Raw genomic sequence first — 21412 nt, 5'->3', positions numbered from 1 at the left:
AAGAGAGGCTATTTTTCATGAAAGGCAGGTGGCATCGTGAACCATCGAGCATATTTAGCTTTGGCGATCCCTTTAACCATTTCAACGATGACCACGCCATTACTTGGAGCTGTCGATACAGCAGTTGTTGGCCAGCTTGCCAACCCCGCTTATATAGGAGGCGTCGCAGTCGGCAGTCTCATTTTTAGTACATTGTACTGGCTGTTTGGTTTTCTGCGGGTAAGTACTTCTGCTTTTGCTGCCCAAGCAAACGGAGCGCAGAACGAGGAGCAGGGTGTTCTTGCTTTTCTAAGGCCTTTTTTGCTAGCTATTATCGTCGGACTTTGTTTTATTGCTCTTCAATGGCCCATTATTCAATCCGCATTATGGATCATCTCTCCTGCTGCTGATGTGCGCGAATATGCAGCGGACTATTTTCATATTCGGATCTGGGGAGCGCCATTTACCTTGATGAATTACGTCATACTCGGCTGGCTGATGGGGATGGCAAAAATGAAAGAAGCCCTTTCTTTACAAATTTTGATCAATGTCATGAATATGATCTTGGCATTGATCTTAGTTCATGCGTTTTCTTTTGCCGTCAAAGGTGTGGCAGCGGCGACATTGATCTCTGAACTCACTGCTTTTGTTTTAGGGGCCTTGATCATCTTGAAGCATACGTCAAACGGTTTTCGGATGCCGTCTATCCAGCAGGTGATGGACACATGTGCGGTAAAGAAAATGTTTCATGTGAATAAAGACTTGTTTATCCGAACGATCTGTCTGCTTGTCGTGATCAACATGTTTACAGCAAAGGGAGCTTCTTTCGGAACGGAGCAATTGGCGGCGAATGCCATTTTATTTCAAATTCACTACATCATGGCCTATTTGTTCGATGGATTTGCCAATGCGTCCAGCATCCTTGTCGGTAGATCAGTAGGTGCGAACGACCGAGTGCTTTATGATAAAACTTTAACCCTTTCGAGACAATGGGCAGTTGTGATGGCATGTGTCATTGCGGCAGGTTACTTTTTCTTTAAAGTACCAATTTTGAGCCTGTTTACAAATTTGCCTCAGCTTCTTGATGTGACACTGCAATATGCCGATTGGCTCGTTCTTTATCCGTTTGCTGCTTGCTTTGGCTTGGTGATTTATGGTGTATTCACAGGTGCGACAGAAATTGCTCCTGTTAGGAATTCAATGCTGTTTGCGATGGTTTTGTTTGTGGCTGTTCAGGCGGCAGTCATTCCGATATGGCACAATCACGGACTATGGTTTGCCTTTATCATTTATACTGTAGGGCGGTCCGGCTTTTTGATGATGTACAAATCGAAGCTGGATCAAAAGCTTTTCCTGCATGAAAAACACCCTTTGCAATCATGAGAAAGGGTGTTGTTTGTCGTCCATTTATTCGCTTTCTTTTTTCACCTTTTGGTACGCTTCATCGAGATGCTGAATTCGCTTCAAGACAACAGCATTTTTCGTCAATTGGTCCTGCACAAGTGTAGAAACCACCGAACGATAATAAGCGTTCATGGCATGAATCTTGTCTTCATGTTGATTCATGGCGATGTGCTGTTTTAAGTTATCAATAAAGTATGGAACAGAAAAAAGTTCAGACATGGAAATCACTCCTATTTCGTATATACGGTCCGTCAATCTTCATGTAAAATGATGAGAGGGAGGGGAGACAATGAGCCTTAAACTGCAACAAGAACTAGTAATAAAGCAGGTACTCACGCAAGAACTCAGGCAGGCGATTACGCTGCTGCAATTGAATTGTGCAGAGCTGGGTGAGTATCTTGATCAGTTAGCGCTTGAGAACCCTCTGATTGAGCGGAAAGACACGGACAGCTATCAACCAGTTTATCATAAAAGAACGCAAGATCGAATGACAGAGCCGTATCGTACGCATCAAAAAGAAAGCCTGCAAATGTATTTAAAGAGACAGGCCATTGATTTGAATTTAAGTGAAAAGAATCAAAGGATTTTTCAATTCATGATTGAGTCCATTGATTCCAATGGCTATTTAAATGAACCGGTTGACCAAATGGCCGCTGTGTTACAGGCTTCGGCAGAAGAAGTAGAGGCCGTTCTTCATCAGCTTCAATCATTAGAGCCTGCCGGTATTGGCGCTAGATCATTGCAAGAATGCATCCTGCTCCAGCTTAGACGAAAAAAGGATCGCTGGTATGAAGCAGAGCTGATCATCGAAGGGCATTTCTTTCTTTTCGCAAGGAAGGCTTGGAAGGAAATCGCAGCTAAAACAGGTATGCCGTTGAAAACCCTGCAAGCCATACAAGATGAGGTGTCGCTTCTCGAACCAAGACCAGGCCTTCATTTCTCTTATGAAGACCAGGATGTGTATATAGAGCCAGATGTGTTGATTACAGCTGCGGGAGGTCACATCACATTCGAGCTGAACCAGCGTGCTTTTCCGGACATTGAAATGAATGAAGGGTATTTCGCCATGATTCAAGATCAAAAGCGGCATGAAGCATATGCATATTTAAAGGAAAAGCAGCAGCAGTACAATTGGCTTGTTCAAGCGCTGAAGCAGAGAAAACAAACGATGACAAATGTCGTTCGTGAGATTATCTTACAACAGACTGATTTTTTCCTGACCGGTAAGCATAAAATGAAACCGCTTACGATGAAGCGGGTTGCAGATATATTACATGTGCATGAGTCGACAGTGAGTCGAACAGTCAAAGGGAAAATGGTGCAGACCCCTTATGGGTTAATGGAAATGAAACAGTTTTTCCAAGCGAAACTAGAAGGGCATTCGCTAGAAGAAGCATCCAGCTACACAGTGAAGACCCACATTGCGGAGCTGATTCAATCAGAAAATAAGAAAAAACCGTATTCGGATCAGCAAATCATGACGCAGCTTCAGCAAACCTTTGGTATCCGCGTCTCTCGCAGAACCATTGCTAAATATCGTGAACAAATGAATCTTCCGTCTTCCACGCTGCGGAAGCGATATGATTAAAAAGAAGCACATGCCAGAAACAATGGCACGTGCTTCTTTTTTGATGAGTGGAAGAGTGAGAGAAGATTTCTTGAGAATTGAAAAAAGGGAAGACGTGTGATTTGAAATTTTGGGGTAAAGTATAAGATAGGGCATGAGCCGATAGGGTAGACAACAGTGATGAGGTGAGACCAATTGAAATATAAACAAATCAAAACGAAAAAAATATATGAAGAAATTGCGGATGCATTAGTCGAATCCATTCGAACGGGGGAGCTTCTTCCGGGCGAAAAATTAGACTCGGTTCAAGCACTTTCTGAAAACTTTCAAGTCAGCCGTTCCGCTGTGAGAGAGGCGCTGTCCGCTCTGAAAGCGATCGGATTAATAGAGATGAAGCAAGGAGAAGGCACATATGTGAAGCAGTTCGATCCTGAGCAGCTCACATTTTGTTTATCTCCTGCTTTTTTGATGAAGCAGCAGGATATCGTGCAGCTTCTTGAAGTGAGATCAATCATTGAATCAGGTGCTGTCAAAAAGGCAGCATTGCTGCGGACAGACGATGACCTCCATCGACTGCATGAGGCACTAGAACAAATGAAGCGTGCAGAGGCGCATAAAGAAATTGGTGAGGAGGCAGACCTCACATTTCATCTTGCCATCGCTAAAGCCTCAAAGAATCATTTACTGGCGGCGTTAATGAATCAGGTCTCAACCTTGTTAATGGAAACGATGCGAGAAACGAGAAAAATCGTGTTATTCTCAAGAAAAGCGTCCATACGTCAGCTTTACAAAGACCATGAACGTATTTATCAAGCTGTCATGGACAAGCAGCCAGAAGAAGCGGAGAGGGCGATGCTTACACATTTGGAAAAAGTAGAACAACTTCTTGGTGATGTGCTGCAAGAACAGGAAGGAAAGCCAGATATTCAATAAGCTGTGCCACATAAGGGCACAGCTCTATTATTGAAGAGAAATATGCAGCTTTTTCATTCGATATTGCAGACTTTGCCTGCTCATGCCCAATATCTTTGCAGTCTGTGAAATATTGTCGTCCATTTTATTTAAGTAATGGACGATGTATTGTTTTTCAAATCGTTCCATTTGGGTTTGGAAATCAGTTGTATGATCTGAGCTCGTGTAGACAAACGTATCAGCTGCAGCTGCTAGATTAAGCGGACTCATCTGCATGTGTTCACTAGGACGTCCTTCTCCTTGCTTGAAACGGAAATGGTAAGGAAGGTGATGCATGCTTAAGTATGTTTCGTCCATCATCATATTCATCCCAGCTTCAATCACATGCTCCAGTTCTCTTACATTGCCCGGCCAATGATACGTTTGGAACAGGGCAAGTACCTCTTCATCAGCCGCCTTCACATTCATTTGAAACAGTTCATTATATTTTTGAATAAAATGCATGACAAATGTGGGGATGTCTTCTTTTCGCTCAGAGAGTGGCGGGATAAACAAGGTGACAATGCCAAGCCGGTAAAATAAATCCTTTCGCATCCGTCCACCTGCGATCGCATCCACAGGGTCCTCATTCATATTCGCAATCACTCTCACATCAATGGCGATTTCCTTTGTACTGCCTAACCTTCTTACACGTTTCTCTTGCAAGACGCGCAATAGTTTTGCTTGAAGAGCCGGGTGTAATGAGTTGATCTCATCTAAAAGCAGTGTACCTCCTTGTGCTTGTTCGAATAGACCGGGCTGATCTGTTGCCCCTGTAAAAGCCCCTTTTTGTGTTCCGAAAAGCAGACTTTCAATCAGGTTATCAGGCAGTGCTGCACAATTCTGCGTAATAAATGGTCCAGATGAACGGCTGCTGCCATTATGAATGCTTTGTGCAAATAGCTCTTTCCCCGTCCCTGTCTCACCAACAATCAGCACATAAGAAGAGGTACGTGTGGCTCGTTTCGCATGTTCAATCACTTCTAAAAAGGCAGGACTCTCCCCAATGATTGAATCAAATGTAAAGCGTGTGTTTCCTTTTTTCTTCATATTGTGATGAATGAGCCGTTCCAGTTTCGTGACATCATTCGAAATTTCAACTGCCCCTTGAATCAAACCGTCTCGTACGAGCGGGTATGTATGGTTAATCGTTGTGATTTCTTTTCCATTGTAGTTGTGATACGTCTGCTTTGCATGAACCGTCTGTTTTCCGGTTCGCAGCGCTTGGACAAGTGTACTGTGCATCTCGTCCTGAAACACAAAGAGGTCTAAGACATTTTTATAAAGGACATCAGAACGTTTTAAAGATTCGATCTCCATCATTTTTTTGTTATAAACAATGGTATTGCCATTTTCGTCAATGGCGTGAACCCCAACATCAATTAAATCGAGCATTTGTTTATATAGATCAATCTCATTTTCGAGTTTTGCGGTATGCTGATCTTTTTTCACTTGCGCCACCTCCAGACATTACCTCTATTTTACATGAAAAATTTTGCGGTTTCCTCTAAAAAAATTTGCATATGCAAAATATTTTTGCGGTAAAGATGAGCACAATCCTAGACACAGAGCGATCACTAAGTTGGCATGATCCTTGCATAACATAAGAGTGAAGATGAACCCAATCAAAAGAGGCAAGCTTATAGAAGGAGGAATACACGATGACACAGACAAAAGCATTGATTCATCAAACAGAACAATACGGTGCGGCGAATTATCATCCGTTGCCAATTGTGATTTCAGAGGCTGAGGGAGTGTGGGTGACTGATCCTGAAGGCAACCGCTACATGGATATGCTCAGTGCATATTCTGCAGTGAACCAAGGACATCGCCATCCCCGCATTATTGAAGCGCTTAAAACACAAGCTGACCGCGTGACACTCACATCAAGGGCCTTCCATAATGATCAGCTTGGCCCATGGTATGAGAAGATCTGCAAATTAACGAATAAAGAGATGGCATTGCCGATGAATACGGGTGCCGAGGCTGTGGAAACGGCGATAAAGGCAGCGAGACGATGGGGCTATGATGTCAAGGGAATCGAAGAGAATCGAGCAGAAATCATTGCATGTACCGGGAATTTTCATGGTCGTACAATGACGGCTGTGTCACTTTCTTCGGAAGCAGAATATCAAAGAGGTTTCGGTCCGATGCTCCCAGGCATAAAGCTCATCCCTTATGGAGATATTGAGGCGTTACGCGAAGCAATCACTCCGCAAACAGCAGCTTTTCTCTTTGAACCGATTCAAGGAGAAGCGGGCATTGTCATGCCGCCTGAGGGCTTTATAAAAGAGGCAAAAGCGATCTGTGAGAAGGAACATGTGTTATTGATCGCAGATGAAATTCAAGTGGGATTAGCGCGGACCGGCAAGATGTTTGCATGCGACTGGGAAGATATTGAGCCGGATATGCTGATTCTTGGTAAAGCACTTGGCGGTGGGGTATTCCCGATCTCATGTGTTGTAGCAAACCGTGATATTTTAGGTGTATTTAATCCAGGGTCTCACGGGTCTACCTTCGGCGGGAATCCTCTTGCGTGCGCAGTATCACTTGCTGCATTAGATGTTTTAATCGACGAGAAGCTTGCCGAGCGCTCATTTGAGCTTGGGGAATATTTCAAAGACAAACTATCACGCATTCAAAGTCCTGTCATTAAGGAAGTACGCGGGCGTGGACTATTTATTGGGATGGAACTGACTGAGGCAGCTAGACCTTATTGTGAGAAACTCAAGCAAGCGGGGCTGTTATGCAAAGAAACCCATGAGACAGTAATTCGATTTGCACCGCCGCTTACCATTTCAAAAGAAGACTTGGATTGGGCAATTGCTCATATCCAAGCGTTATTTCAAGCATAAATGATCAAGGGAGAAGCCTTATAATTCTCCCTTTCTCTTTCAATGAACGGCGAATTTTGTCAAAGGTTGATGAATAGAAGAGTGAAAGTGGGGAAGCGGATTTGAAGCCAGAACAGCATAATGAACTAGAGCGTTCCATGAAAAGCAGACATCTCTTTATGATTGCCTTAGGTGGGGTCATCGGAACAGGCCTTTTCCTTGGATCAGGACTCATTATTCATCAGGCAGGCCCAGGGGGAGCCATTCTTTCGTTTATCATTGGCGGGTTGCTCATGTATTTGGTCATGCTCTGTCTTGGTGAATTAGCAGTGGCGATGCCGACAGCCGGTTCCTTTCAAGAGTATGCAACCAAATATATAGGTCCGTCCACAGGCTTTATGATCGGCTGGCTTTATTGGTTTAGCTGGGCATGTACAATTGGACTGGAGTTTACGTCAGCAGGCATTTTGCTCCAAAGGTGGTTCCCAGATATCCCTGTTTGGCTTTGGTGTCTTGCATTTAGCGTGATTTTATTTGCCGTGAATGCCATCTCAGCTCGTAGCTTTGCTGAAACCGAGTTTTGGTTTTCAGCCATCAAGGTTGCTGCGATCTTATTGTTTATTATCATTGGAATTGGCGCAATTTTCGGAATGATTCACTTGGAAGGTGGGGAACCAGCCCCTCTATTTCGTCATTTGACGGATCATGGCGGACTTTTTCCTAATGGTCTTTTTGCGATTTTATTAACCATGGTCACAGTCAATTTCTCCTTTCAAGGAACAGAGCTTGTAGGGATTGCAGCAGGGGAGAGTGAAAATCCAGAAAAAACACTCCCACGCTCTATTCGGAATATTATTTGGCGGACGATGGTCTTTTTTGTTTTATCGATTGCGGTTCTTGCAGCACTTCTTCCATGGCAGACCGCCGGCGCAGTGGATAGTCCGTTTGTTGTGGTGTTGGACAAGGTCGGCATACCATACGCTGCAGATATCATGAATTTTATTATCATTACAGCCGTTTTATCTGTAGCGAACTCTGGATTATATGCATCATCACGTATGCTTTGGGCGCTTTCAAAAGACGGGAAAGGACCTGTTTTCACGAAAAAATTATCCAAGCGTAAAATCCCGATCAATGCCTTATTGGTGACAATGGGTGTATCTGCTCTATCACTGCTCACGAGTGTTGTAGCACCAAAAACGGTATATGTCTGGCTCATCTCCATTTCGGGTATGGTGCTTGTCGTGGTTTGGATGTCGATTTGTTTATCCCAATACTTCTTTAGAAGACAATTCATAAAAGAGGGCGGAGATGTAAAGGATCTTGTCTTCCGAACACCTTTTTATCCATTTGTGCCATTAGCAGGCTTTATCGCATTTGGCATTGTTCTTATCAGTTTATTCTTTATTGAGGATCAGCGGATTGGTCTTTATTGCGGAGTTCCATTTATGGCCGCCTGCTACATCATTTACTACCTCAAGATTAAACCGAAGGAAGATGCGAAACGATTTAATGAAGAGAAAGAAACGATACCGAAAACATAAGCAGGCGGCTTTTGACCGCCTGCACCTTTTCAAAGACAAATGCATTCAATATAGAAGAAAATAAATAGTTTGAAAAAAATAAAATGGCGGAAAGCTAGATGACAAGCAGGTTATCGGTCAAAATGTGTCTATTTTTTGTCTAAATGTGTTTGTAAGAGTTGAAAATGCAAGATTATCCTGTTAAAATAATTAAAGAAAGCAGGGATTGATTTTTTTTGGCTGTGGCGGGACGTTTTTTGTCACAGTGGGACGTTTTTAGTCCAACGTGAAAAGAAAGGGTCGTTAGCCATGAATCGTTTATTGGAAGCTCAAAAAAAATTATTACCAGATCTTCTCACAGTTATGCAAAAGCGCTACGACATTTTGCAGTACATCAGATTAGCTGAACCAATTGGTCGCAGAAGTCTTGCGACAAGTCTTGGTCTGAGTGAACGTATCTTAAGAGCTGAGGTTCAGTTCTTAAAGGAACAAAATCTGCTGGATGTCAAAACGAGCGGTATGATGCTGACGACTGAAGGTCATGCTTTGCTTGAAATGCTTGAAGGAATGATGAAGGACGTTTTAGGTTTAACCTTTTTGGAAAATACATTAAAGAGGAAATTAGGCCTGGAAGAAGTCATCATTGTTTCTGGTGACAGCGATGAATCCCCGTGGGTGAAGCAAGAAATGGGAAGAGCTGCTGTCCAGTGTATGAAAAAAAGGTTTACTGGAAATAATATCGTCGCCGTCACTGGCGGAACGACGATGGAAGCTGTTGCCGAAATGATGACCCCTGATGCCAAAAACAGAGACATGATGTTTGTCCCTGCGAGAGGCGGTCTTGGGGAGAATGTAAAAAATCAGGCAAACACCATTTGTGCCCACATGGCTGAAAAAGCTTCCGGTACTTACAAACTGCTGTTTGTTCCAGGACAGCTGTCAGAAGGTGCTTACTCTTCCATTATTGAAGAGCCGTCCGTCAAAGAAGTGCTTCAAACGATTAAATCATCCACGATGCTCATTCATGGAATCGGTGAAGCAAAAACAATGGCGATGAGACGAAACACACCCGCTGAAGATTTAAAAAAGATTGATGAGCATGACGCAGTGACAGAGGCTTTTGGCTATTACTTTAATCGTGATGGCGAGGTCGTCCACAAAGTGCACTCCGTCGGCATGCAGCTAGATGATTTAGAAAGCATTCCACACATCATTGCTGTTGCAGGTGGATCATCAAAGGCTGGGGCCATTGAAGCTTATTTCAAAAAACCCCGCCGAACGGTTCTCGTCACAGACGAAGGAGCCGCAAAAGAGTTATTAAGGGAGTCAATCGATCCCTCAATATAAAACATTGTGACCTATAAAAGGAGGAAACATCATGGCAGTAAAAGTCGGTATTAACGGATTTGGACGTATTGGACGTAACGTATTTCGTGCAGCATTAAACAATCCTGAAGTTGAGGTAGTAGCGGTTAACGATCTAACAGACGCTAACATGCTTGCACACCTTTTACAATATGACTCTGTTCACGGAAAACTAGATGCAGAGGTTTCTGTAGACGGTACGAACTTAGTAGTGAACGGTAAAACAATCGAAGTATCAGCTGAGCGTGACCCTGCGAAATTAAGCTGGGGTAAACAAGGCGTAGAAATCGTTGTTGAATCTACTGGATTCTTCACAAAACGTGCAGACGCTGCTAAACACTTAGAAGCTGGCGCTAAAAAAGTCATCATCTCTGCTCCTGCTAACGAAGAAGATATCACTATCGTTATGGGTGTAAACGAAGACAAATACGATGCAGCTAGCCACGATGTCATCTCTAATGCATCTTGTACAACAAACTGCTTAGCTCCATTTGCAAAAGTACTTAACGATAAATTTGGTATCAAACGCGGTATGATGACAACTGTTCACTCATACACAAATGACCAACAAATTCTTGATCTTCCGCACAAAGACTACCGTCGTGCTCGTGCAGCTGCGGAAAACATCATCCCAACTTCTACAGGTGCTGCGAAAGCTGTTTCACTTGTATTGCCTGAACTTAAAGGTAAATTAAACGGTGGCGCTATGCGTGTTCCAACACCTAACGTTTCTTTAGTTGATCTTGTTGCTGAATTAAATCAAGATGTGACAGCTGAAGACGTAAATGCAGCACTTAAAGAAGCAGCTGAAGGAGAACTTAATGGAATCCTTGGCTACAGCGAAGAGCCATTAGTATCTGGTGACTACAATGGTAATGCAAACTCTTCAACAATCGATGCTCTTTCTACAATGGTAATGGAAGGTAGCATGGTGAAAGTCATTTCTTGGTACGATAACGAGAGTGGATATTCTCACCGCGTTGTTGACCTTGCAGCTTACATTGCAAAACAAGGTCTTTAATTTCTCACACTGAAGGAACTCACTTGGTTCTTTCCTAGAGACACGATATAATGAAGACGGACAAGGGAAGGGGAAGCATCCCTTTCCCTTTTTCTCTGTATTTATCCGTTCTGCACGATTTCTCGTTTTGATGAGGGCAAAATGGGAAAAGGATAAAGAGAGACTTGTCCAATGCGTAAGGAAACCAGAATAAAGGAGGATCTCCTGACGAGCATGAATAAGAAATCAGTAAAAGACATTGACGTAAAAGGTAAAGTTGTGTTCTGCCGCGTAGATTTTAACGTTCCAATGAAGGACGGAAAAGTGACGGATGATACTCGTATTCGCGCAGCATTACCAACGATTGAGTATTTAACAGGACAAGGCGCAAAGGTACTACTAGCTAGTCATTTGGGTCGTCCGAAAGGTCAAGTTACTGAAGAACTGCGTCTGACACCTGTAGCAAAACGTCTGCAAGAGCTTCTTGGACAAGAAGTGAAAAAAGCAGATGAAGCTTACGGCGACAACGTGAAAAAGCAAATCTCTAACTTAAAAGAAGGAGATGTGCTAGTGCTTGAAAACGTTCGTTTCTATCCTGGTGAAGAAAAGAACGATCCTGAATTATCAAAAGCGTTTGCTGATTTAGCCGATGTGTATGTCAATGATGCGTTCGGTGCTGCACACCGTGCACATGCATCCACAGCTGGTATTGCAGCGTATCTTCCGGCTGTTTCAGGCTTCCTCATGCAAAAAGAGCTTGAGGTTCTAGGAAAAGCCATTTCAAACCCTGATCGCCCATTTACAGCGATTATCGGTGGCGCAAAAGTAAAGGATAAAATCGGTGTAATTGAAAGTCTTCTTGATAAAGTGGACAACCTGATCATCGGCGGCGGACTTGCTTATACATTTGTCAAAGCACTTGGCCACGAAGTAGGGAAATCTCTATTAGAAGAAGACAAAGTAGATTTAGCGAAATCCTTTATGGACCGTGCAAAAGAAAAAGGCGTGAACTTCCTGATTCCAACAGATGTTCTGGTAGCCGACGACTTTTCAAATGATGCGAATACAAGCATTGTGCCAATCTCTGAAATTCCAAGTGATCTAGAAGCACTTGATATTGGAACAGAGACAAGAGAGAAGTATGCTGATGTCATTAAAAACAGCAAACTTGTTGTCTGGAACGGACCAATGGGTGTATTTGAAATCGATGCATTCGCTAAAGGAACAAAAGCAATCGCAGAAGCACTGGCAGAAGCGAAAGATACATATTCTGTCATTGGCGGTGGAGATTCAGCAGCAGCTGTTGAGAAATTTGGTCTTGCCGATCAGATGAGCCATATTTCTACAGGTGGCGGCGCTTCACTTGAATTTATGGAAGGCAAAGAACTTCCAGGTGTGACTGCATTAAACGATAAATAAGACCAAAACTGCTATAAGGAAGTGTCAATCATGAGAAAACCAATTATAGCTGGGAACTGGAAGATGAACAAAACACTTGGCGAAGCTGTAAGCTTCGTTGAAGAAGTCAAGTCATCTATTCCATCTCCTGACAAAGTGGAATCTATTGTCTGTGCACCAGCCCTTTTCCTTGAAAAGCTGAACAGTCTTTCTAACGGAACAGACCTTAAAATTGGTGCGCAAAACATGCACTTTGAAGAAAACGGTGCATTCACTGGCGAAATCAGCCCTGCCGCTCTAAAAGACCTTGGCATCGGCTACTCAGTGATCGGTCATTCAGAGCGCCGCGAATTCTTCGCTGAAACAGATGAAACAGTGAACAAAAAAGCACATGCTGCATTCAAGCATGGCATCGTTCCAATCATCTGTGTAGGTGAAACGCTTGAAGAGCGTGAAGCAGGCAAAACAAATGAACTTGTCGCTGATCAAGTGAAGAAAGCACTAGCTGGTTTAACGAAGCAGCAAGTTGCTGAATCTGTCATTGCCTATGAGCCAATCTGGGCGATCGGTACAGGTAAATCTTCTACAGCAAAAGATGCAAACGATGTTTGTGCGCACATTCGCCAAACTGTTGCAAGCGAATTTGGTCAAGAAGCGGCAGACAGCCTTCGCATTCAATATGGCGGAAGCGTGAAACCTGCGAATATTAAAGAATATATGGCAGAATCCGATATTGACGGTGCTTTGGTAGGCGGCGCAAGCTTAGAACCTCAGTCTTTCGTTCAATTATTGGAGGAAGGTCAATATGAGTAAGAAACCAGCTGCATTAATCATCTTAGACGGGTTCGGTTTAAGAGGCGAAACAGTTGGTAACGCTGTTGCCCAAGCAAAGAAACCGAACTTCGACCGCTACTGGAACGAATTTCCGCATCAAACCTTAACGGCTTCAGGTGAGGCAGTGGGTCTCCCAGAAGGTCAAATGGGGAACTCTGAAGTTGGGCATTTGAACATCGGTGCAGGACGCATCGTGTACCAAAGCTTAACAAGAGTGAATGTTGCCATTCGTGATGGGGAATTTGAGAAAAACGAAACGTTCCTAGATGCAATGACTTATGCAAAAGAAAATGACAAGGCGCTTCATTTATTCGGTCTCTTGTCAGACGGCGGTGTGCATAGCCACATCCAGCATCTTTTTGCCTTGCTGAAACTAGCGAAAAAAGAAGGCTTAACAAAAGTATACATTCACGGCTTCTTAGACGGACGTGATGTTGGTCAGAAAACAGCGAAAGTGTACTTAAAACAGCTTGAAGAACAAATCAAAGAAATCGGTGTCGGAGAAGTTGCAACACTTTCTGGACGCTATTACTCAATGGACCGTGACAAGCGCTGGGATCGTGTGGAGAAAGCATATCGCGCGATGGCGTATGGTGAAGGCCCAAGTTATCAAAACATCTATGATGTCGTTGATGACTCCTATGAAAATGGAATCTACGATGAGTTCGTTATTCCATCTGTCATTACGAGAGAAAATGGTGAGCCGGTTGCAAAAGTAAACGACGGTGACTCTGTGATTTTCTATAACTTCCGTCCAGACCGTGCGATTCAAATTTCAAACACATTCACAAATGAAGATTTCCGCTCGTTTGACCGCGGGGAAGCACATCCGAAGGATTTACACTTCGTCTGCTTCACACACTTCAGTGAAACGGTAGATGGCTATGTGGCTTTCAAACCAGTGAATTTGGATAACACAGTAGGAGAAGTACTTTCTCAAAATGGATTGAAGCAGCTGCGGATTGCTGAAACAGAGAAATATCCTCATGTGACGTTCTTTATGAGCGGTGGACGTGAAGAAGAATTTCCTGGTGAAGACCGCATCTTAATCAATTCGCCAGATGTCGCAACCTATGACCTCAAACCGGAAATGAGCGCTTACGAGGTAAAGGATGCACTTGTTGAAGACATCAATGCTGACAAGCATGATGCGATCATTCTGAACTTTGCTAACCCAGATATGGTGGGGCATTCAGGTATGCTTGAGCCAACAATCAAAGCCATTGAAGCAGTAGATGAGTGCTTAGGAGCTGTAGTCGACGCAATCCTAGCAAAAGGCGGACATGCCATCATCACGGCAGACCACGGTAACGCAGACGTGCTCATTACCGAAGAAGGAAAGCCGCATACTGCACATACGACAAACCCTGTTCCAGTCATCGTAACGAAAAAAGGTGCGACGCTTAGAGAAGGCGGCATTTTAGCCGATCTATCTCCAACGCTTTTAGACTTACTTGGTCTTGAAAAACCAAAAGAGATGACAGGAACATCATTGATTCAAAAATAACAAATTGATTCAAAAGGAGAGAAATAACGATGCCATACATTGTTGACGTATATGCACGCGAAGTATTAGACTCTCGCGGTAACCCAACAGTTGAAGTAGAAGTTTACACAGAATCTGGCGGCTTTGGCCGTGCACTAGTACCAAGTGGTGCTTCTACTGGTGAATATGAAGCAGTAGAACTACGTGACGGAGACAAAGACCGTTACCTTGGAAAAGGTGTTCTGACAGCTGTAAACAACGTAAACGAAATCATTGCACCAGAGCTTTTAGGCTTTGATGTCACTGAACAAGTAGCAATTGACAAAATGTTAATCGAACTTGATGGAACAGAAAACAAAGGGAAGTTAGGCGCAAACGCAATCCTTGGCGTATCTATCGCTGTAGCACGTGCGGCTGCTGATTTCTTACAAATTCCACTTTACCAATACCTTGGTGGATTCAACTCCAAAACGCTTCCAGTACCGATGATGAACATCGTCAACGGCGGAGAGCATGCGGATAACAACGTAGACATTCAAGAATTCATGATTATGCCTGTAGGTGCACCGAACTTCCGTGAAGCACTTCGCATGGGCGCACAAATCTTCCATAGCCTGAAATCTGTATTAAGCGCGAAAGGCTTAAACACAGCTGTAGGTGACGAAGGTGGATTCGCTCCAAACCTTGGTTCTAACGAAGAAGCACTTCAAACAATCGTAGAAGCGATTGAAAAAGCTGGTTTCAAACCAGGTGAAGAAGTCAAACTTGCGATGGATGCTGCATCTTCTGAGTTCTATAACAAAGAAGACGGTAAATATCATTTATCAGGCGAAGGTGTTGTGAAAACATCTGCTGAAATGGTTGACTGGTATGAAGATATGGTATCGAAATACCCAATCATCTCGATCGAAGACGGCCTTGATGAAAACGACTGGGAAGGTCACAAACTATTAACTGAGCGTCTTGGCAGCAAGGTTCAGCTAGTAGGAGACGACTTGTTCGTAACAAATACGAAGAAGCTTTCTGAAGGAATCAAAAACGGCGTTGGTAACTCAATCCTCATCAAAGTAAACCAAATCGGTACATTAACTGAAACATTTGATGCAATCGAAATGGCGAAACGTGCAGGCTATACAGCTGTTATCTCTCACCGTTCTGGTGAAACAGAAGACAGCACAATTGCAGACATTGCAGTTGCAACAAACGCTGGACAAATCAAAACAGGTGCTCCGTCTCGTACGGACCGTGTGGCGAAATACAACCAATTACTTCGCATCGAAGATCAATTGGCTGAAACAGCTCAATACCACGGCATTGCTACATTCTACAACTTGAATAAGTAATGTAAAGCAACGCGCTGCGTGCGCTCTTTTGAAAAGAGCGTATCGCAGCGCTTTTTTTATGTTGAAATAAAGACGCAAAGCTAGCTCAAGCGAATTAGCTCTGCTTCCTTTGTCATATCCTATTTTTGTAAAAAATCATCCTTCAGTCAGAGGAGAAACGATGAGCTTGATGATTTATAAGCATTAAATCATGAAAACTCTACTAAAAATATGATCTGAATTGAACTTATGCTATTTGCATGGGGGTGGTATCATTTTACATATATTAGGGGGTGATGAGATGCTGAATCCTTTTAGCCTTCGTTTTCCAGTAGGTGTATACATGTATGTCCTTCACCTACTGGCGGCATATGATGAAAGGAAGCAACGAATTCTAACTTCTAAGAACGTACAGAAAAATGCATTTTGGATTTATGTCCTTGCCGCTATCTTAGGCATTGTGACAGTTGCCGCTTTGATTTGGGCATGCAAAACATTTGGAAAAGGCTCGAAATTTTTAGGAGAGTTCAAGTTTTTAGGCCTGTATATTAAAATCAAATGCGGCTTCTAACAAATGGTGAGAACAGATGCGGGGTCATCTGTTCTATCTGAAATAAATGGAGGGACATGATGCTGACATTACACTTAACAGAAAAAACGTATAGCCGCACCTTTTCTCTCCGCGATATTCAGTTAAATGTGGAGAAAGGACGTATGCTTCTGCTTTTGGGGCATAATGGTGCAGGAAAGACCACGATGATTCAGTCTATGTTTGGACTAACACCATTTACGGGGTTTGTCTCTTTACATGGTAAACAGCTGAATTTTCAATCCTCCGCACATATCTCCTTTTTGAAAGAACATGTTTCCTATATTCCTGATGATCATGCTTTGTTTGATTATTTAACGCCGAGAGAATATTTTCATTTACTCCAGCTTCCAGACAAACGAAATGCACCTCGAGAAGAGGCCTTCGTCGATCTGTTTGAGCTGAGACCTTATATGGATCAGCCAATTGCCCAGTTGTCTCATGGCAATCAAAAGAAAACCCAAATCATTTCACAGCTCCTTAGGTCTTGTGATTATTATGTATTCGACGAGCCTACAAATGGACTTGATCCAGATATGATGATCATCTTAAAAAAGGTGCTCATGAAGCTGAGAGATCAAGGTGCAGGCATTCTCATTTCTACCCATCATTTAGGTTTTGGTGAGACATTGTATGATCACCTTATGATCTTAAGAAACGGTGATATCAAGCTGGATATGTCACGTCAAGAAACAAACAAAACATTCCCTCATCAAGCACTTGAGGATATTTATAAAGAAGTGAATCAAGATTACTATATGCAGGTGGAGAGGTTGCTCAATGACTTGGACACGACACGTTCTTCATAAAATAGAATGGGGCATGCTCACAACGAAAATCAAGCAGCTCGGCAAAAAATATCCTTTGCAGCTTCTCGCCGCAGCCGTTTTTATGTTGCTGATCTACGCCATATACGTTGTCATGAGCCTGCGTTTTTTTATGCAAGTAGGGGAGAGCGAACCAGTTGCTTTATACCTTCAATTTGTGAAAATGACCCTGCTGCTTTTGGGAGCAGGTATTGTCTTTTCCCGTCATAAAATGAAGCGTCAAGAGTATCAGTTCTTCTTTTTGAATAGTGCGATGCAAAGTGTCTCATTTGTCCTTTGTGTGTATTTCTTTCCAGTGCTGTTTTGTTTCATCATGCTTGGTCTGCTTTTTTTACCCATCCTATTAGGACTGATCATTAGCGGCGTTACACTATCTTTGTATTGGATCATTGTGGTAGGGATCACTTGTTGTGGATTGGCGCTCTATACGCTCGCTTCTTGGATGCTGATACGAATTGGTGTGAGCCATTTTATATCAAAAACAAAAGAGCATTTACTGCTGCAAACGATTGGATTTATGACGCTCGGTGCTTTCGTGTTTCTTCTTTTTCAAAAAGCGGTTGAGATGATTCACGTATGGCCGTCTATCTATCTTATATTTCTGATGATCTTCCTATGTGCAGGGTGGTTTTGGCTGAAGGGCTTGGCGGCTTGTTATGTCAATCGGATGTTTTTGCAGCTAAAGGTAGAGGTGAAGTCGTTTTCTTACCAAAAAATCAGATCGGATTCTTCATTTTTCACACATCTGCGGCAGGAACTCGTTTATTTCAGCCGATCAGCTGTTTTTAAAGAACAAGGTATTTTGTTCCTGTTTCTTGTCTGTCTCACAGTAGGTCTCCCAATGATCTTCACTCCGGCAGAAACTGGCTGGATGTATGCCTTTATTGTGCAGTTTGCCTTAAAGGAGATCCTTATTATGCTACCGCTCATGATTGGCAGGGAATATCATCTCAATCAGCGAGCCATTTTTATGTTAAATACATCAAAGGGTGCCTATTTATTATCAAGAATTTTATTTTATTACACAATGAATGTATTGATTTATTTTGTCTATATCGGGCTTGCTTATTTCATGATTGGGGTCGAAAGTGAAGGGCACGGTTTGGCGAGTTTGTCCATTTTATTGATCACTGTCATGGCGGCATGTGTCGGGTTTGTCGTGAAGATTAGTGAGTTTAATAAACTGTTTGTGATCGTGATGATGATTGCTGTGTTCAGTATGTTGGATATGCTTTTAGTCCAGTGGCTTTCAGCAAATACCCAGCTGCTCTCAACTGCCTATATGGCTTGTTCAGCCGCATTCTTCATCTTCATATATGCTGCCATGCTAAAGAGGCCGGTTGTGCGATGATGACGCTTTTATTTTGCTTAATAGCAGTTGTGCTCATTCATGAACTCGGTCATATCCTGATGGTGATGGTGTGCAACAAAATCGAAAAAAGACCCATCTTTGATTATGTGGTAATGATCGATTGGATGCACGTGTCGATTGTCCATGAGAAATTTTCACGGCCGGGTTTTAATGTGATGGTGGCACTTGCAGGTCCTGTGTTTCCTGTGATCTGCTCGGGTGTGCTTTTCTTCATGTGGAGGCATCCTTTGACGCATCCATTGCTGCTTTTTTCTTTATTAAATACAGTGATGCTGCATCCAGCTTGCCCAGACGGGAAAAATATCATCGCCAGTTTAAAAGAGATGAAAGGAGAGAACTAAATGGTTAAAGTATTTCATTCGTTTTCTAGCGGTTTAACGCTTGCGATGCTGTATGTGTTTGCTGTGTTTATGACGCCAGTATTTTTAATGCTGCTAGAGGTTCATCATGTTGAATCAAGTCCAACTCTATTTGGTATGCCATTTTATATCATGAAAATTGAGCAGTATCAATTCAGCTCAGAGGCAACGCTCTTTGGGTGCGTGGTCTGTTTTTTAGCGGGTGCCGCTCTCTACTTCTTGATTCAATATGTGATTCATGCAGTGAAAAAGAGCAGAACATAAAAAAAGCAGGCTGAATGAAGTCAGTCTGCTTGAAGAACGAGTGACAACCGCACCATATCCATACACTGAATACCGTTCTCATAAATCGGTTCATCATAGTGCTTCAGAAAGAAATCGTGATCGATAGACGCCATGCGAAAACCGCATTTTTGATAAAGGGCGAGCTGCTGAATACTAGAGTTGCCTGTGCCAATTTCAATTGTATGAAAGCCAGCTGCTTTGGCTTCTGAAATACCATGGCGGATCAGCTGCTTCCCAATTCCTCTCCCTTGCCATGACTCCTTCACGGCGACATTCATGATTTCCACTGTCTGCTGAGACAGAGGCGTCAGAACATACACACCAATCATGTCCTGTTTATGAAAAGCAACATAACAAGAACCAGATTGTACATAGGCAAGGACTTTTTCAGTTGAAGGGTCAGCTAATAGTAAAAGATCCATAGGAACAGACTGATCATGAGACAATGGCCGAATCTGTATCAAATCATTTCATCCTCTCTATTCTTTGATATACCCTTGTTTAACACCCCAATCATATTGATCCTGCACCCATTGAGAAGGAGGATGATGGGTGACATTTGGGTCTTTTTTGACAGTTGTTTTCCTAGTTGTTTGTGCTGCCTGCTTATTCGCTTGAGCCGTTGCTTTCGCTGATGCCAGTTCTTTTTGAAGCTGGTCTATTTTTAACTCAAGCGCTTTACGCTGTTTGATTTCTTTTTGATGCGCCTTCTTTTCTTTCTTCAGCTTGTTTGTGACGGTGGACAATTCCTTTTTTTGACCATCGATTTCATCTTTCATATCCGTGCCTTCTGACTTTAACTGTGCCAGCTGCTTATCGTTCGTTCTGGTTTCTTGCTGGTGTTTTTTCTCTGCCGCGGTGAGCGACTGCTGCTGCCACACAATCCAGCCAGTTGCACCTAGGATGATCACAGACAAGACAATGATCGTGATGTTTTTTTTCATGTTCTATTCCCCTTTCGTTAAACCTCTATTATCATCGGTTAAAACAAACCAGGTTTTAACAGAACAAGGGAATATTCGCATCAGATTAGCAGACACTATGAAAAAAGGAGGGTGTCTGTTGATTTCCTTTATGATTCATGTCATTGTGTCACTATTTGCTGTCTCAAATCCCATTGGAAACGTGCCTCTTTTTATCACTTTAACAGAAGGCTATTCTGAGAAAGAACGTTCCCAGACGGCCAAAAAAGCGATTGTTGTGTCTTTTATGATTTTGATTGCCTTTCTTTTGGCAGGCAGGCTCATTTTCAAATTGTTTGGCATTGATATCCATGCACTCCGTATCGCCGGAGGTATTTTTATTTTTGGTATCGCTTACAATTTGCTGAATGCAAAAGAATCACATGTTCAAAACCCTCATTCGGATGAAAAGGCAGAAAGCAAGGAGAAAGCTGATGTTTCGGTGACCCCACTCGCCATTCCGATCATTGCCGGACCTGGTACAATTGCGACCGTCATGAGCTTAACCCCAGGAAGCCACCAAGTAACGCTTCATCTGCTTGCGATTCTTATTGGCATTGTGGTTGTACTTGCCATGACCTATTATGCATTTCATTATTCAAGTTTCATTATGCGAAAAATGGGGAAAACAGAGATGAATGTCGTGACACGATTAATGGGATTGATTCTAGCTGTTGTGGCAGTAGAGATGATTGGCGCAGGGATCAAAGGGATGTTCCCAATGCTGATGTCATAAGTGTATATAAAAAAGCTGTTTTTTTCTACAAAATTGTAAAATAAAACAGCTTTTTTTAAGGTTTTGGCACATGTTGAAATACTTCTTCACTTTCAAAGAACTCAATTAAACGGCTAATCCAGTCATAATAATCGAGACTTTCCTTGATTTCTGAAAGAAGAAGATTGATTTTATCTACTGTTTCTTCTGGCAGGTCATCTTGTTCAAGCAGCTCCAGCAATTCCTTGCATGTCTTCTTATGTGCCTTGCGATTTTTGCTGACAACACGTGACCAATTGGCTGCAAACAATGAAATAAAGGTTTGATATTGATCTTGCTCAACGTCATATAAATCTTTGCGTATTCCTTTTTCATAAACCTTTTCAGCAATATTCAGATCAAGCATTTCTCGAACGACTTGACTCATTCTTGTTTTGCTCATGCCGGTCGCCTCTGAGAGCTCACCGAGCGTCATTGGTTTACGGTTCATATGAATGATACCAAGCACTCTACCCACTGTGGCAGAAAGACCAAAGGCATTCATGTTCTCGGCAGCTTTTTCAATATAATGATCCTGTGCTTTTTGAATGGCGCCTAACGCTTGCTTGTCCATTCCCCGATTCATCCCTTCACGACTGAC

At 42.8% G+C, this 21412-nt stretch carries 22 protein-coding genes; 17 read left to right on the top strand and 5 right to left on the bottom strand.

Going from position 1 to position 21412, the window contains the following annotated elements:
* The first annotated feature begins 36 nt into the window (after positions 1-36).
* Positions 37-1362, top strand: coding sequence for an MATE family efflux transporter (locus LCD32_RS15340; protein WP_060781430.1), 1326 nt, complete (start codon positions 37-39; stop codon positions 1360-1362).
* 24 nt (positions 1363-1386) lie between these two features.
* On the opposite strand, the gene yvfG is transcribed toward LCD32_RS15340, so the two are convergent.
* Positions 1387-1602 (bottom strand): protein YvfG, encoded by a 216-nt coding sequence (gene yvfG / locus LCD32_RS15335; protein WP_017359206.1) that lies wholly within the window; start codon positions 1600-1602, stop codon positions 1387-1389.
* Between the two features lie 70 nt (positions 1603-1672).
* Here yvfG and rpoN point away from each other — a divergent pair, with 70 nt between their 5' ends.
* Both rpoN and LCD32_RS15325 read left to right on the top strand, forming a co-directional pair.
* Entirely contained in the window at positions 1673-2971 is a 1299-nt protein-coding gene (rpoN, locus tag LCD32_RS15330; protein ID WP_224564139.1) for an RNA polymerase factor sigma-54, read from the top strand.
* Positions 2972-3145: 174 nt separating this feature from the next.
* The gene (locus LCD32_RS15325) at positions 3146-3883 is read left to right on the top strand and encodes a FadR/GntR family transcriptional regulator (protein ID WP_224564137.1); all 738 of its coding nucleotides are present in this window, start codon (positions 3146-3148) and stop codon (positions 3881-3883) included.
* A gap of 27 nt (positions 3884-3910) precedes the next feature.
* On the opposite strand, the gene LCD32_RS15320 is transcribed toward LCD32_RS15325, so the two are convergent.
* Positions 3911-5353: a sigma-54 interaction domain-containing protein gene (locus LCD32_RS15320; protein ID WP_035389431.1), complete on the bottom strand. Its 1443-nt coding sequence runs from the start codon at positions 5351-5353 to the stop codon at positions 3911-3913.
* Positions 5354-5562: 209 nt separating this feature from the next.
* Between LCD32_RS15320 and LCD32_RS15315 the strand changes: the two genes are divergently transcribed.
* From LCD32_RS15315 to LCD32_RS15255, 13 genes are all read left to right on the top strand, one after another.
* Positions 5563-6756 carry an ornithine--oxo-acid transaminase gene (locus tag LCD32_RS15315; protein WP_060781427.1) on the top strand — a complete coding sequence of 398 codons (1194 nt, stop codon included), beginning with the start codon at positions 5563-5565 and terminating at the stop codon, positions 6754-6756.
* Positions 6757-6893: 137 nt separating this feature from the next.
* Positions 6894-8279, top strand: coding sequence for an amino acid permease (locus LCD32_RS15310; protein ID WP_060781653.1), 1386 nt, complete (start codon positions 6894-6896; stop codon positions 8277-8279).
* 288 nt (positions 8280-8567) lie between these two features.
* Positions 8568-9605, top strand: coding sequence for a sugar-binding transcriptional regulator (locus LCD32_RS15305; RefSeq protein WP_008347711.1), 1038 nt, complete (start codon positions 8568-8570; stop codon positions 9603-9605).
* A 31-nt stretch (positions 9606-9636) separates the two neighbouring features.
* Entirely contained in the window at positions 9637-10644 is a 1008-nt protein-coding gene (gap, locus tag LCD32_RS15300; RefSeq protein WP_012011304.1) for a type I glyceraldehyde-3-phosphate dehydrogenase, read from the top strand.
* 213 nt (positions 10645-10857) lie between these two features.
* Complete coding sequence (locus LCD32_RS15295; protein ID WP_008347708.1) at positions 10858-12042, top strand: phosphoglycerate kinase; 1185 nt, start codon at positions 10858-10860, stop codon at positions 12040-12042.
* Between the two features lie 30 nt (positions 12043-12072).
* Positions 12073-12834, top strand: a complete 762-nt coding sequence (tpiA, locus tag LCD32_RS15290) for a triose-phosphate isomerase (protein ID WP_017359213.1) — start codon at positions 12073-12075, stop codon at positions 12832-12834.
* Entirely contained in the window at positions 12827-14362 is a 1536-nt protein-coding gene (gene gpmI / locus LCD32_RS15285; RefSeq protein WP_057079072.1) for a 2,3-bisphosphoglycerate-independent phosphoglycerate mutase, read from the top strand. Before tpiA ends, gpmI begins: the two co-directional genes overlap by 8 nt.
* Before the next feature lie 29 nt (positions 14363-14391).
* The gene (gene eno / locus LCD32_RS15280; RefSeq protein ID WP_003212752.1) at positions 14392-15684 is read left to right on the top strand and encodes a phosphopyruvate hydratase; all 1293 of its coding nucleotides are present in this window, start codon (positions 14392-14394) and stop codon (positions 15682-15684) included.
* A gap of 280 nt (positions 15685-15964) precedes the next feature.
* The gene (locus LCD32_RS15275) at positions 15965-16234 is read left to right on the top strand and encodes a hypothetical protein (RefSeq protein ID WP_039169204.1); all 270 of its coding nucleotides are present in this window, start codon (positions 15965-15967) and stop codon (positions 16232-16234) included.
* Between the two features lie 59 nt (positions 16235-16293).
* Positions 16294-17061 carry an ATP-binding cassette domain-containing protein gene (locus tag LCD32_RS15270; protein WP_060781426.1) on the top strand — a complete coding sequence of 256 codons (768 nt, stop codon included), beginning with the start codon at positions 16294-16296 and terminating at the stop codon, positions 17059-17061.
* Positions 17033-18430 carry a hypothetical protein gene (locus LCD32_RS15265; protein WP_060781425.1) on the top strand — a complete coding sequence of 466 codons (1398 nt, stop codon included), beginning with the start codon at positions 17033-17035 and terminating at the stop codon, positions 18428-18430. Before LCD32_RS15270 ends, LCD32_RS15265 begins: the two co-directional genes overlap by 29 nt.
* The gene (locus LCD32_RS15260; protein ID WP_060781424.1) at positions 18427-18792 is read left to right on the top strand and encodes a hypothetical protein; all 366 of its coding nucleotides are present in this window, start codon (positions 18427-18429) and stop codon (positions 18790-18792) included. The genes LCD32_RS15265 and LCD32_RS15260 overlap by 4 nt, the downstream gene beginning before the upstream one ends.
* Complete coding sequence (locus LCD32_RS15255) at positions 18793-19074, top strand: hypothetical protein (protein ID WP_008347692.1); 282 nt, start codon at positions 18793-18795, stop codon at positions 19072-19074.
* 20 nt (positions 19075-19094) lie between these two features.
* On the opposite strand, the gene LCD32_RS15250 is transcribed toward LCD32_RS15255, so the two are convergent.
* Both LCD32_RS15250 and LCD32_RS15245 read right to left on the bottom strand, forming a co-directional pair.
* The gene (locus LCD32_RS15250; RefSeq protein WP_082181660.1) at positions 19095-19559 is read right to left on the bottom strand and encodes a GNAT family N-acetyltransferase; all 465 of its coding nucleotides are present in this window, start codon (positions 19557-19559) and stop codon (positions 19095-19097) included.
* Positions 19560-19574: 15 nt separating this feature from the next.
* On the bottom strand, positions 19575-20039 hold the full coding sequence (locus LCD32_RS15245) for a hypothetical protein (RefSeq protein WP_060781423.1): 465 nt from the start codon (positions 20037-20039) through the stop codon (positions 19575-19577).
* A 118-nt stretch (positions 20040-20157) separates the two neighbouring features.
* Here LCD32_RS15245 and LCD32_RS15240 point away from each other — a divergent pair, with 118 nt between their 5' ends.
* The gene (locus LCD32_RS15240) at positions 20158-20793 is read left to right on the top strand and encodes a MarC family protein (protein ID WP_024719834.1); all 636 of its coding nucleotides are present in this window, start codon (positions 20158-20160) and stop codon (positions 20791-20793) included.
* A 55-nt stretch (positions 20794-20848) separates the two neighbouring features.
* Here the strand turns inward: LCD32_RS15240 and LCD32_RS15235 are convergent, their stop codons facing one another.
* Positions 20849-21385, bottom strand: coding sequence for a GbsR/MarR family transcriptional regulator (locus tag LCD32_RS15235; RefSeq protein WP_017359221.1), 537 nt, complete (start codon positions 21383-21385; stop codon positions 20849-20851).
* Positions 21386-21412: the final 27 nt, after the last annotated feature.

Source organism: Bacillus sp. RSS_NA_20, from assembly GCF_020165915.1.
In the GTDB taxonomy this organism is placed as follows: Bacteria; Bacillota; Bacilli; order Bacillales; family Bacillaceae; genus Bacillus; species Bacillus altitudinis.
This window is presented reverse-complemented; position numbering and strand designations above follow the sequence as displayed.